Annotated in this window: 12 protein-coding genes and 1 pseudogene; 5 read left to right on the top strand and 8 right to left on the bottom strand. The window is 70.7% G+C overall.

Features of this window, described 5'->3' with window-relative positions; genetic code table 11:
- Positions 1 to 112 precede the first annotated feature (112 nt).
- Both J1792_RS33815 and J1792_RS00435 read right to left on the bottom strand, forming a co-directional pair.
- Positions 113 to 904, bottom strand: a complete 792-nt coding sequence (locus J1792_RS33815; RefSeq protein ID WP_242645403.1) for an SMI1/KNR4 family protein — start codon at positions 902 to 904, stop codon at positions 113 to 115.
- A 91-nt stretch (positions 905 to 995) separates the two neighbouring features.
- The gene (locus J1792_RS00435; protein WP_086566916.1) at positions 996 to 1,814 is read right to left on the bottom strand and encodes an NmrA family NAD(P)-binding protein; all 819 of its coding nucleotides are present in this window, start codon (positions 1,812 to 1,814) and stop codon (positions 996 to 998) included.
- A gap of 73 nt (positions 1,815 to 1,887) precedes the next feature.
- Here J1792_RS00435 and J1792_RS00430 point away from each other — a divergent pair, with 73 nt between their 5' ends.
- Positions 1,888 to 2,832: an AraC family transcriptional regulator gene (locus J1792_RS00430; protein WP_086566914.1), complete on the top strand. Its 945-nt coding sequence runs from the start codon at positions 1,888 to 1,890 to the stop codon at positions 2,830 to 2,832.
- 15 nt (positions 2,833 to 2,847) lie between these two features.
- On the opposite strand, the gene J1792_RS00425 is transcribed toward J1792_RS00430, so the two are convergent.
- Positions 2,848 to 3,420, bottom strand: coding sequence for a dihydrofolate reductase family protein (locus tag J1792_RS00425; protein WP_086566913.1), 573 nt, complete (start codon positions 3,418 to 3,420; stop codon positions 2,848 to 2,850).
- 165 nt (positions 3,421 to 3,585) lie between these two features.
- Positions 3,586 to 4,000 (bottom strand): annotated as a pseudogene (locus J1792_RS00420) (VOC family protein).
- Between the two features lie 282 nt (positions 4,001 to 4,282).
- Here J1792_RS00420 and J1792_RS00415 point away from each other — a divergent pair.
- Positions 4,283 to 5,233 (top strand): SDR family NAD(P)-dependent oxidoreductase, encoded by a 951-nt coding sequence (locus tag J1792_RS00415; RefSeq protein WP_207246387.1) that lies wholly within the window; start codon positions 4,283 to 4,285, stop codon positions 5,231 to 5,233.
- Positions 5,234 to 5,283: 50 nt separating this feature from the next.
- Here the strand turns inward: J1792_RS00415 and J1792_RS00410 are convergent, their stop codons facing one another.
- On the bottom strand, positions 5,284 to 6,231 hold the full coding sequence (locus J1792_RS00410; RefSeq protein ID WP_086566908.1) for an oxidoreductase: 948 nt from the start codon (positions 6,229 to 6,231) through the stop codon (positions 5,284 to 5,286).
- 104 nt (positions 6,232 to 6,335) lie between these two features.
- On the opposite strand from J1792_RS00410, the gene J1792_RS00405 reads away from it, so the two are divergent.
- The 3 genes from J1792_RS00405 (at position 6,336) to J1792_RS35290 (ending at position 9,110) form a co-directional block, all read left to right on the top strand.
- Positions 6,336 to 6,917, top strand: a complete 582-nt coding sequence (locus tag J1792_RS00405; RefSeq protein ID WP_086566907.1) for an acyl-CoA-like ligand-binding transcription factor — start codon at positions 6,336 to 6,338, stop codon at positions 6,915 to 6,917.
- Between the two features lie 192 nt (positions 6,918 to 7,109).
- On the top strand, positions 7,110 to 7,910 hold the full coding sequence (locus J1792_RS00400) for a GNAT family N-acetyltransferase (protein ID WP_086566905.1): 801 nt from the start codon (positions 7,110 to 7,112) through the stop codon (positions 7,908 to 7,910).
- A 279-nt stretch (positions 7,911 to 8,189) separates the two neighbouring features.
- Positions 8,190 to 9,110, top strand: coding sequence for a CAP domain-containing protein (locus J1792_RS35290; protein WP_242705224.1), 921 nt, complete (start codon positions 8,190 to 8,192; stop codon positions 9,108 to 9,110).
- A 127-nt stretch (positions 9,111 to 9,237) separates the two neighbouring features.
- On the opposite strand, the gene J1792_RS00390 is transcribed toward J1792_RS35290, so the two are convergent.
- The 3 genes from J1792_RS00390 to J1792_RS00380 form a co-directional block, all read right to left on the bottom strand.
- Positions 9,238 to 9,738 (bottom strand): hypothetical protein, encoded by a 501-nt coding sequence (locus tag J1792_RS00390; RefSeq protein ID WP_086566904.1) that lies wholly within the window; start codon positions 9,736 to 9,738, stop codon positions 9,238 to 9,240.
- A gap of 320 nt (positions 9,739 to 10,058) precedes the next feature.
- A complete protein-coding gene (locus J1792_RS00385; RefSeq protein WP_086566903.1) occupies positions 10,059 to 10,889 on the bottom strand; it encodes an SDR family NAD(P)-dependent oxidoreductase in 831 nt (276 codons plus the stop codon).
- Complete coding sequence (locus J1792_RS00380) at positions 10,886 to 11,047, bottom strand: hypothetical protein (protein ID WP_179198768.1); 162 nt, start codon at positions 11,045 to 11,047, stop codon at positions 10,886 to 10,888. The genes J1792_RS00385 and J1792_RS00380 overlap by 4 nt, the downstream gene beginning before the upstream one ends.
- Positions 11,048 to 11,216 lie beyond the last annotated feature (169 nt).

Below are 11,216 nucleotides of genomic sequence, written 5' to 3'. Positions count from 1 at the left end.
ATTTCATGATGAATGGGCGTGTACGAGATCAGGGGTCGCCGCGCCGGAGGCATCCGGAATGTCGTGCACGGCGCGCGCACGGCTCACACCGTCGGCTGTCCGCTGTGAGCTGTCAGCCGAGGATCTCGGCGTTGGGCACGAAGCGGTACCTGCGTTCAGGGTCGACCATGTCGTCGAGGTCGGAGAAATAGAACGACGTCGTCGTGCCGGCCACCACGTCGAGAAGGAAGCGACTGCAGGAGACGGGAGTGGCCTCCCACAGAGGGCCGCGGCCCTCGTTGAGGATGACGGTCCACTCCTCCGGCTCGACATCGGGCCGGACCAGCCAGTACAGGAAGTGCCCCGCGCCTTCGTCGAATCCCCAGGGCACGAGCCGGACGTCGCGGTCCTCGAGTTCCCGCGGCCGCTCCTCACCCGCCTCCCAGAGCCCATCGAGGATCTCCTCGCGCTCCGCGGTCTGGGCGACGAGGTCGTACATCGCATCCGGGTATCCGGGCGCCAGCAACCAGAGCGTTCCCGCGAAGAGTCCGCCACCGTACGCCTGGACGATCCGCTTGTAGTCGGCCGGCAGGGGAGTGCCCAGGGCCTCCTCCACCGCGGCCCACTCCACGTCCTCGGCGCCGGTCGGCGGTGGTGGGCACAGCCGCTCCAGCGGTGCGGTGTGGCGCAGGGCGCGGGCCATCCGGATGTCATCGGACAGGGCACTGAGCCGCGGCGGGGTCCTGCCGGCGTCCAGCACGACCGCGCGCATCCGGTCGCCGACCGCGGGACGCGGCGTGTCCGACCACCATGAGGGGTGTTTGGCCTGATCCATGAAGCCTTCGTGCCCGTCCACGTCGACCACGGCCCCGACCGGAGCCACGGCCGTGACGACGACGTCGCACTCTTGATGATCGGTAAGCATGGCGTCCACCCTGCACCATGAGGCGGGCCGTGGACGCGGCGGGTGGACGCACTGCCGGATGACCGCCTCCGTTGAAGCGAGGCGGGCCGTATCAGACGTCCCACACCCCCGTCGCGGCGGCCGTGGCGGCGTACTCCTCGAACGTGCGAGGAGCGCGGCCGAGGGCCTCTCGCACGCCGTCGCTGACGTAGTCGTCCTCGCCGCGCCGGATGTCGTCCAGGTAGGAGGCGATGGCTTCGGCGTCCGCCGCGGAGTGGCCCTCGGCGATCCGGTCGGCGACGAAGTCGGCCGGGGTCTGGTGGCGGTGGCGGAGGTCGCGTCCGATGGCGGCGCCGATGACGGCGAGGGCCTCGGCGAAGGTGAGCGCGCGGGGGCCGGACAGGTCGTACGCCTTCCCCGCGTGGCCGTCGGCGGTGAACGCGGCGACCGCCACGTCGGCGATGTCTTCGACGTCGATGAACGGTTCGCGACCGTCCCCGGTGGGAGTCGGCAGATCACCGGCGCGCACACCGGACAGGAAGAAGTCCGGGGCGGCGAAGTCCTGCGCGAACCAGCAGGGCCGCAGCATGGTCCACTCGAGGCCCGACTCCCTGACCGCGGACTCCGTCTCCGGTACGCCGCCGTCGCGGTCGAGACCGCGCACCGACAGCTGGACGATCCGGCGGACGCCGGCCGCCTTCGCCCGGTCCACGAACGCGCTGCGCTCGGACAGACCGAGCGTCTCCGTCGGGACGAGATACACGGCCTCCGCTCCGGACAAGGCGGGATCCCAGGTGGAGCGGTCGGTCCAATCGAAACGGGTCGTTCCCGAGCGCGAAGCGGAACGGACGGTGTGGCCGAGGGCCTGGAGGCGAGGGACGACGCGACTGCCGGTCTTGCCGGTCGCGCCGAGGACGAGAATCTGTGTCATGCCCCCAGCCAACCCGGGCCGGGCCGTACGATCCATGATTGATACAGCCGATTCCCTGTGCGATCGTCCCGCTATGGATCTTCTCGACGACTACCTCGCCGGGGTCCGGGCGCACGGAGCCGTGTTCTGCAGCACGGTCAGTGCCCCACCCTGGGGGCTGCGGTTCACCGAGCCCGCACCGCTCGCGCTCACCGCGATGCTGCGCGGTGACGGATGGCTCGTACCCGCCGAGGGCGACCCGGTCGAACTGCCGGAGGGCGGCGTCGCGCTGATCCGGACGCGGCAGCCCTACACCGTCGCGGACCACCCGGACAGCCGGCCGCGGGTACACGTCGACGGCGCCGACCGCTGCACCCTCACCGGCGACGATCCGGCGGAGGAGGGACGCAACTGGCGGGTCACCGGTCGCCTCGTCGGCGAGAGCGCGGGCACCGGACCGGACCTCCTGGTCACCGCCGGATACCGGGGCGGCGGCGATCTGTGCGTACCCCTGCTCGACGCCCTGCCGCCTGTCGCGGTCGTGCAGGCGGAGCCGGGCCTGGTCTCGCTCCTCGCCCTGATCGCCGCCGAGGTGGAGCACGACGAGCCGGGCCAGCAGGTCGTCCTGGACCGCTTCCTGGACCTGCTCCTCGTCCGGGCCCTGCGCTCGTGGTTCGCCCGCTCCGACACCGCACCGCCCACCGGATACCGGGCCCTTTCCGACCCCCACATCGGACACGTGCTGCGCCGGCTGCACGAGGACCCGGCCCGGCCGTGGACCGTGGCCTCACTGGCGAAGGAAGTCGGCATGTCCCGTACGGCGTTCGCCCGCCGCTTCTCCGCCCTGGTCGGCCGGCCGCCCCTGACGTACCTCACGGAGTGGCGGATGACCCTGGCCGCCGACCGGCTGCGCACGCCGGGGGCCACGGTCGCGGCGGTTGCCAAGGACGTCGGATACGGGGACGGCTTCGCGTTCAGCGCGGCCTTCAAACGCGTACGGGGCGTAAGCCCCACCGCCTACCGCGCGAGTGCGCTCTGACCTGCACATAGGGTCCTACACGGCCTGGCGCGCCACGCGGTGGCGGAGGTAGACGACTCCCGAGCTGAAGGTGCGGGTCTCGACGAGTTCGAGATCCACCCGGCGCTCGCGCCGGGGAAAGAACGGAATGCCACCGCCGACCAGTACCGGGTGGACCCTGGCCCGGTACTCGTCGATCAGACCCAGCTCGGCCGCCTCGGCGGCGAGCGTCGCGCCGCCGATCGCGATGTCGCCTTCCCCCGGCTCGGCCCGCAACCGCTCGATCTCCTCCGCCAGGCCGCCGGAGGCCAGGCGGGCATTGCCCTGCACCGCCGACAGCGTGGTGGAGAACACCACCTTCGGGAGCGCCTTCCAGAGCGCGGCCCACTCGAGCATCGAGTCGTCGAGCGACGGATCCTGGTCGGCGGTCTCCCAGTACAGCATCGTCTCGTAGAGCCGTCGTCCCAACAGGTGGACGCCGACCTCACGGATCTCGTCGGTGACGAAGCGGAACACCTCATCGCCGGGCGCCGTCCAGCCGAAGTCGCCGTCCGGCCCGACGATGTAGCCGTCAAGTGAGACGCCCATCGAGTAGGTCACGCTGCGCATCAGAAGTCCTCTCGGTAACGGGTTCGACAGTACGACCGCCGGACGCCGCAGGGTCATCGCGGCTCGCGGCATCCTCTGAACCGAGTCGCCTCACGAGATCCACGCCCAGGCCAGCCGGCTACGCGACGGAGGCTCGGCAGTAGACGGACCCCGCTGCCACTCCTCCTACGCCGGCCCGTCAGCAGCCGGCTCGCGCAGCACCAGCCACTCCTGGAGCTCGATCAGATTCCCTTCCGGGTCTTCCAGGTAAGCGACCCGCATCCGGTCGCCCATCGGGCCCGGATCCCGGGTGAACTCCGCCCCCCCGCGAGGTGAACTCGGCATGGGCGGCGTCCAGGTCGTCCACCCGCAGCACCACCAGCGCGCGGTATCCCTCCGGCTCCGCCCCCAATCGCCCCAGCACGTCGGCCATCTGAGCCCGGTCCTGCAGCGCGATCGCGGCGTGTCCGGTGTCGGGGCTGAGCTTGGCGTACGGGCCGCCCTCGGCCTCGAACTGCGGCTTGAGCCCGAGCACGTCCCGGTAGAAGCGGTAGACGGCGGGGAAGTCGGACACCAACAGGCGTATCTGGGTGAGCTCCATACTGACCTTTCTAACCCAGTTCCGGCTCCGGTTCCGGCTTGATCGCGATCTTTGAGTGGGCTTCGCCGGAATTCAGCGGCGTATGCGGCTGTAGTCAGCGCCGTGCAGCCCGTGCGGCGCAGGTCATGCTCGTCGACCGTCGGCACCAGCTGCACGGACACCCTGTCCGGTGGGCTGTCGGCGGTCCATAGGCGATGTGTCGGTGTCCCCTGGGACCGTGGTGTCGGGCTGCCTCGTCGAGCAGCCGCAGCCGCCTTCAGCAGCAAGGGAGCGCCACCACTCATGTCGGGCATGTCCTCCACCCAGCCCTGGGATGTTCAACGGCTACCGCGCGCCGATGACAAGGTCTTCCTGATCACGGGCGGCAACGCCGGAATCGGGTACTTCGTCGCGGAGCAGTTGTCCGGAACCGGAGCCACCGTCGTGCTGGGCAGCCGGAATCCCGCCAAGGCCGAAGTCGCCATGGCCGCGATCCGTTCACGTGTGTCCAGCGCGCGGGTGCGGGCCGTACGGTTGGATCTCGCCGACCTCTCGTCGCTGAGAACAGCGGTGGAGTCGATGGAAGTGGATCGCCTCGATGCAGTGGTCCACAACGCCGGCGTCGCCCTCGACGCCCCGCCGCGGCGAGAGACCGGGGACGGCCACGAGCTGATGTTCGGCACGAACCACCTCGGGCACTTCGCGCTGACCCAGTGGCTGATGCCCCTGCTGTCGACCGCACCGGCGGCCCGTATCGTGACCACGGGCAGTTTCGCGGCGAAGTCCGAACGGCTCGACCTCGACGACCTTCACTCCCGGCAGGGCTACCGGCCCAAGCGCGCCTATGGCCGCTCCAAGCTGGCGCAGATGTACTTCGGTCTCGAACTCGACCGCCGCCTACGGGCCGTCGACAGCACAGTGGCGAGCGTGGTGGTCCATCCCGGCGGCGCCTTGGACTCCCTCACCCCGTCACGGCCGCCGGTCCACGCGCGGACCACTGGTGCGTGGCTCCGCATGGCCCCGGCCGCGCTCCTCGTCCACGGCAAGCACGCCGGTGCATGGCCCGCGGTCCGGGCGGTGCTCGACCCGTCCGTGCGGGGAGGGCAGTTGTGGGGACCGCGCATCTTCGGCCTGCGTGGCAAGCCCTGCCGGGAACCCGTATGGAGTCAGCTCACCGACACCTCCGTCGCCGCGCGGTTGTGGGACGCGAGCTGCGACCTGACCGGCGTCGACCTCGGCACCATCCCCGGATAGTCCCGGGCGCACCGGCCGACAAGCGTGCCCAGGTCGGCTGGCGGGGACGGTCAGGCGCCGGCCGGAATGGCGAACCGTACGTCCGTCAGCTGCTCCGACAGTTCCCACAGGCGGCGGCCCGTCTCGCTGTCGGCGGCAGCGGGGGCGAGTTCCACCCGCGTCGGGACGCCGCGCAGTTCGGCCGTGCCGTCCGGCCCGATGAACTGACCTCCCTGCGCATCGGGGTCGGTCGCGGCGTACAGCTGGGGCAGTGCGCCGCGGTCCGGGTCCTGGGCGAGGAGCGGGTTGCCGATTCTGCCGAACACGATCCGCCACAGGCCGGTCGGCGCGCTCGTCTGCAGGTTGGTCGCGGTGTAGCCGGGGTGGGCGAGCAGGCTGCGCACCGGGCTGCCGGCCCGGGTCAGCCGTAGATGGAGTTCTCGCCCGAAGACGGCATTGGCGAACTTCGACTGGTTGTAGAAGCCCATGGGCGAGTAGCCGCGCTCACCCATGAGGTCGTCGAAGCGCAGGTACGCCTTCCGGTGGTTGACCGAGCTCACCGTGACCACGCGTGGGTCGTGCCCGGCGGTCAGCAGGTCGAGCAGCAAGCCGGTCAGCGCGAAGTGGCCGAGGTGGTTGCAGGCGAACTGCAGCTCGTGGCCCTGCGCGCTCAGCGACCGAGGAGGTGCCATCACGCCGGCATTGTTGATGAGCACGTCCAGTCGTGCATGGTCGGCGTGCAGCTTCTCGGCGAACGCCCGCACCGAGTCGAGGTCGGCCAGGTCGAGGTGACGCACTTCGAGGGCGGCGCCCGGCTGCTCGGCCGTGATGCCGGCGGCCGCCCGGCGGCCCTTGTCCTCGTCGCGCACCGCGAGGATCACGTGCCCGCCCCGGCGGGCGAGCGCCCGGGTGGTCGCCAGGCCGAGGCCGCTGTTGGCCCCGGTCACCACGAACACCCGCCCGGTCTGGTCCGGGATCCGTTCGGCAGTCCAGTGCCGCTGCTTCCGCTGCTTTGTCATGCGACACACACTGCTGTGTGTGGCATGCAGTGTCAAGATGTCACCGAGTGACATGAAGGGCATGGCGTTACAATCGTGCGGTGACCTCCCGTCCTGAAGTGACCATGGCCGAGCGCAAACGTCGGCTCGTCGCCAACGAGCTGACCGAAGCAGCGCTGCAACTACTGGCGTTGAAGGGGTTCGACGCGGTCACCATCGACGAGATCGCGACGACCGCCGGCGTCTCCAAGCGCACGTTCTTCCGCTACTTCGCGTCCAAGGAGGACGTGGTCGTCCAGTTCCTGGCCGACATGGGCGCCGACATGCGCGCGGAGCTGGCGGCCCGGCCTGCCGGGGAGCGCCCCGCCGAGGCGCTGCGGCACGCCGTCGCCGTTCCCATCGCCACCTGCGCCGACCACTCCGACAGGGCATTGCGCGTGGTTCAGCTGATTCTGCGCACTCCTGCCCTGCACGCGCGCTTCCTGGAACGGCAGGCTCAGTGGCGCGACGACCTGGCGGCGGAACTGGCGCACCGCCTGGGGCTCGACCCCGACAGCGGCCTGTACCCGCGGCTGGCCGCCGGGATGGCGCTCAACGCCTTCGATGCCGTGCTGGACCGGTGGAGCGGGAGCGACGGGGGCGAGGACCCCAACGAACTCATCGAGCACGCGTTCGCCGTCATCGCCCCCGCACTGGACACCGCCTGACCCTCTGCCTCTCCGCCCCTCCCGGCCGTGCCCGGCTTCGCCCAACCGGCCCTGACCGTACGGCCCTTGGGTGACGCGTTCCCCGCGGCGAGTGCCGCGAGTAGGGTACCCATGCCCGCTGCCCCCGGAGTGTGCCGGAGCCGTGACCTGTCTGATCAAGGGGGCGTCACGTTCGATGATGTGTGAGGCCATGTGACTGATCTCGAGGAGTCCGGCGAATCGGTGGAGCAGCTCGCCGCGGTCTGGCGGGCCATGGTGCTCGACCGCGACGCGAACGCGGACGTGCGTGACCTGCCTGGCATCGCCGTTCGCTGGGCCGACTGCCGGTTCGCGTTCTGGAACTGCGTCACCTTGACCGACGTGGGGGCGCAAGCCGAGACCGTCGGCCAACGCCTGAACCAGGCCGCGGACATCATGCGCTCGAAGAAGCACCCGGGGTTCCTGTGGCTCTTCGAAGACCTTCTCGACGACGGGGCCCGCTCCGCGCTGGGGAGCGCGGCCGAGCGGGCCGGCCTTCAGGACGCCTTCGCCGGCACGGGCATGGCCGGAGACCTGCTCCCCATCCCCGAGCCGGCCCACCCCGACCTGACGTTCGTGCGCGTGACCACTGACGAGCAGCTGCGAGCCTATGCGGACATCAACTCGCGCGGCTACGGATTCCCCCTGGAGCACGGCCGCGACGGACTCGTCGGATCCACGCTCTGGAAGAACGAGGTGTACGCCTACCTGGGGATGCGGGGCGACGTTCCGGTGGCGTGCGCCGGAGCGGTCGAAGCGGAAGGCCGCCTCTTCGTCGTGCTCGTCGCCACGGACCCGCGGTGGCAGCGCAGGGGCTACGGAGAGGCGGTCACCCGCAAGGCGCTGTACGAGGGCGCCCGGGCCACCGGTCTGACCCGCGCGACGTTGCACGCGACCGCCGCCGGAGCTCCCGTGTACCCGCGTATCGGGTTCGAGCCGAACTCATCGATCCGCTTCTACAGTCTCAAAGACTGATCCCAGTGCGAGGCGGCGGCGCGAAGGGGTAGGACGGCCCCGGAATTCCCCGCCGACCCGAGCCGCGGCTTCGAGCGCGCTTCATCCGGCTCCACGCTGCCCGTACCCCGAGAGACCGGTGGCACCGGCCCGGCCTCGCCATCTCCTGCTGCCCACGGTGGTCCGGGCTGCTCCGTGAATGTCGTCGGAGTCGCTGGATTTTTGTTATCCGCTTCCTGCCCCCGCGTCTCCTGAGTGTTGGACGCAGTACTCAGAAGACGCGAACCGGAAGTGATTCACGTGAACCGTGAGAGCAAGACCTCGACGTTCGACCCGGCCTCCGACGGGCCCCGCCGTTCTCGCCGGCGCCCCGGCGGCCGGCCCCGCCGGGCGGTCGTGGTGTCCGGAGCGGTCGCCCTGATGGCCGTCGTCGGCGGTGGCTACGGCGTGGCCAAGACGATGGGCGGCACCAGCGGTGACAACGGCCGGGATGCCGAGGCGGCTTCCGCACGCGCCGCCGCCGGCCGGACGCCCGAGGGGCCCGCCGAGCCGTCCGCCGCCTACGCCCCTGCGGCTCCGAGCGCCACCCCGCGCGATGCGTCCCCGAGCGCGAGCACGAACAAGGACGCGTCCGGCAAGACTTCCGGCTCCGACCGGTCCGCGAAGACCGACGCCGGATCCGGCAAGGCCGCCGGTGGCGACGCCGGGTCCGGAGCCAAGGCCGAGCGCGGAGCCATGTCCGGAGCCACGTCCGGGGCGACCTCCGAGACCGGCTCCAAGCCGGCCCTCGCCGCCGGCAAGACCGGCGGCAAGGCCCCCACCGGCACGAAGAAGAACGGCTCCCACGTCCAGCAGGTCGTCGACATGGTCAACGCCGAGCGCGCGCGGCACGGCTGCTCGCCCGTCACCGTCAACGCGAAGCTGCAGGCCGCGGCCCAGGGCCACTCCGACGACATGGCCGCCCGCGACTACTACGCCCACACCTCGCCCGACGGGCGCGGCCCCGGCGACCGGATATCCGCCGCTGGATACCGCTGGAGCACGTACGGCGAGAACATCTTCAAGAGCCCCAAGGACGCCCGCACGGCCATGGACGGCTGGATGAAGAGCCCCGGACACCGTGCCAACATCCTGAACTGCGCCTTCAAGGAGATGGGGGTGGGCGTCAACTTCAGCTCCAACGGCCCCTGGTGGACACAGAACTTCGCCGCCTCCTCCTGATTCACTCCCCGCACCGCTCCCGCGCTCGCGGCCCCGCTCGTTTCCCTGGAGACAGTTCGAGCGGGGCCGCGAGACCCTGCCGAGGACGAACGGTCGCGCTGACCGACGCCTCGCTCCCGAAGCACTCCTAGCCGACTGTCTCGAGAGGGGGTGCCGCCGGCCTCGCTGTTCCGAATACCTCGTCGAAGGGTGTGGAGCGTTCCGCGGGGATGAAGTAGTAGGCGGTTCCGGATCCGATGGGGGAGTGGGGGCCGTGCCTGCCGGACAGCAGGATGTCCATGGGGGTGAGGACGCCGAGATCGTCGAAGACGTAGATGACCGGGAGCCGTGTCCATGCCGTCAGCTGGAGGTGGGCCATGACGGCGTCCCGTTGGACGGAGTGGCGGCCTGTGTCCCTGCTTTTCATCCGGCCCTTGCAGTCGACCAGGACGACGCGCTTCTCCTGGGCGGCGATGAGGTCCGGTGTCCAGCGCAGGGAGCTGTCCGTGCCGCGCAGGGCCCGGCTCACCACGTCGGTCAGTATCGCCTGTCCCCATGCGGCGACGTCCCACCCCCGTACGGTCAGCTCCTGCGCGACCCGGAGCTCGTGAGCGTCTCCTACGGCTTTCCTGTCGTGAAAGCTCGCCATACGGGCAAGTGTCGCCGAACCGCCGCGGGCTGAAACGATCAACGAATCCGTACCGGCCAGCAAGGGGCGGGAAGCCGGGGGACGAGTGGTGCTCAGTGGTGTCCGTGGGCGTCTGCCCGCGTCCATCGTGCCTCACCGCGCACACCCAGGTTTGACCGAATTGTGCGGTCCCCGTGCGTCGGCCTACCGTCGGCCGGCCTGGACGGTTCCGCATCGTCCGGCGAGACGACCCGCGCCGGCCCGGCCTTCGCCCGCCGCCACGGATTCGGCTCCAGCCGCTCCGTGCGGTGGCAAGTCGAAGCCCTCGACGCGCCGTACCGTCAGCTTCGTTCGGCGTCGCCGCCAGCACGCGGGTCGATCCGGAAGTCGAAGGCGACGGTCCCGGGGTCGACGGCCGTCACACCGCCGTCGACGGTGAGGACCGCGCCGTTGACGAAGGAGGCGGCGGGCGAGAGCAGCCAGGTGATGGCCTCGGCCACCTCCTCCGGTTCCCCGGGGCGGCGTGCGGGAATGAGGCGGGTCGCCTCCTCGTACGCGGCGTCCGTGCCGCCGTCCCCGAGGCCCGCCTCGTCGGCGAAGCGCGTCATCCTCCGGTCGGCCATCTCGGTGCGTACCCAACTGGGGCAGACGGTGTTGGCGCGCAGCCCGTGGCGGCCGTAGTCGACGGCCAGGGAGCGGCAGAGCTGCAGCAGGGCCGCCTTCGACGTGGCGTAGGCGGCGTTGCCCACGCCGTTGCGCAGCGCGGACACCGAGGCGACGGCGACGACCGAGCCCTGTGCGGTCAGCAGGTGCGAGAGCGCGGCTCGCAGCAGGAGGAAGGGGCCGGTGAGGTTGGTGCGCATCACGTTCTCCCAGTCCTCGACCGAGAGTTCGCCGACGCCCCCGCCGACGCCGATGCCCGCGTTGAGCACCAGGCCGTCCAGCCGTCCGTACGCCCCTACGGTCGCCTCGACGAGCTCGCGCACGGCGTCGGGGTCGGCGGCATCGGAGGGATGCGCAAGGGCGCCGGTCTCCTCCGCGATCTTCCGCAGTGGCTCGGGTCGCCGCCCGGAGACGACGACGTGGTGCCCGGCAGCGCGCAGCATCCGCGTGGTGGCGGCTCCGATGCCCGTGCCTCCGCCGGTAACGAGGTAAACCCGCTGGTCCGTCACGGTCGTTCCGCCCTCCGCAGTGGTCGCGTGCTCTCCTCGTGATCGTACCCGGCCCGTTCGAACGGACAGGATCCCACCAGCACGCCGAGGACGACGTCCCGTAGGGGGCCGATGACGTGTGTCTCGGCCTGGGCGTCCTGTTCGTTGCCCTCGCTCACCGAGGCGACGTTCGGTTTGCAGCTCGCCCGGTGCGGGGCGAAGGTTGGGTAAGAGGGGGTTGTGACGTGCCCGTATCGACTATCGACGGGCCGAAATCCAGCACGCGGGCGGCCTCAGCGCATGCATGTCGAAAGTGCATGCATGCTGAACTCATTCGGATGACGGGTT

Origin of the sequence: Streptomyces triculaminicus, from assembly GCF_017349075.1 — a bacterium.
GTDB classification, from domain to species: domain Bacteria; phylum Actinomycetota; class Actinomycetes; order Streptomycetales; family Streptomycetaceae; genus Streptomyces; species Streptomyces triculaminicus.
This window is presented reverse-complemented; position numbering and strand designations above follow the sequence as displayed.

Bases quoted from the DNA above. Each gene is read 5' to 3' on its own strand.
- J1792_RS00410 (WP_086566908.1), bottom strand. From the start codon at position 6,231: ATGACAAAGCAGCGGAAGCAGCGGCACTGGACTGCCGAACGGATCCCG.
- J1792_RS33815 (WP_242645403.1), bottom strand. From the start codon at position 904: ATGCTTACCGATCATCAAGAGTGCGACGTCGTCGTCACGGCCGTGGCT.
- J1792_RS00430 (WP_086566914.1), top strand. From the start codon at position 1,888: ATGGATCTTCTCGACGACTACCTCGCCGGGGTCCGGGCGCACGGAGCC.
- J1792_RS00405 (WP_086566907.1), top strand. From the start codon at position 6,336: ATGGCCGAGCGCAAACGTCGGCTCGTCGCCAACGAGCTGACCGAAGCA.
- J1792_RS00415 (WP_207246387.1), top strand. From the start codon at position 4,283: ATGTCGGGCATGTCCTCCACCCAGCCCTGGGATGTTCAACGGCTACCG.
- J1792_RS00425 (WP_086566913.1), bottom strand. From the start codon at position 3,420: ATGCGCAGCGTGACCTACTCGATGGGCGTCTCACTTGACGGCTACATC.
- J1792_RS00435 (WP_086566916.1), bottom strand. From the start codon at position 1,814: ATGACACAGATTCTCGTCCTCGGCGCGACCGGCAAGACCGGCAGTCGC.
- J1792_RS00390 (WP_086566904.1), bottom strand. From the start codon at position 9,738: ATGGCGAGCTTTCACGACAGGAAAGCCGTAGGAGACGCTCACGAGCTC.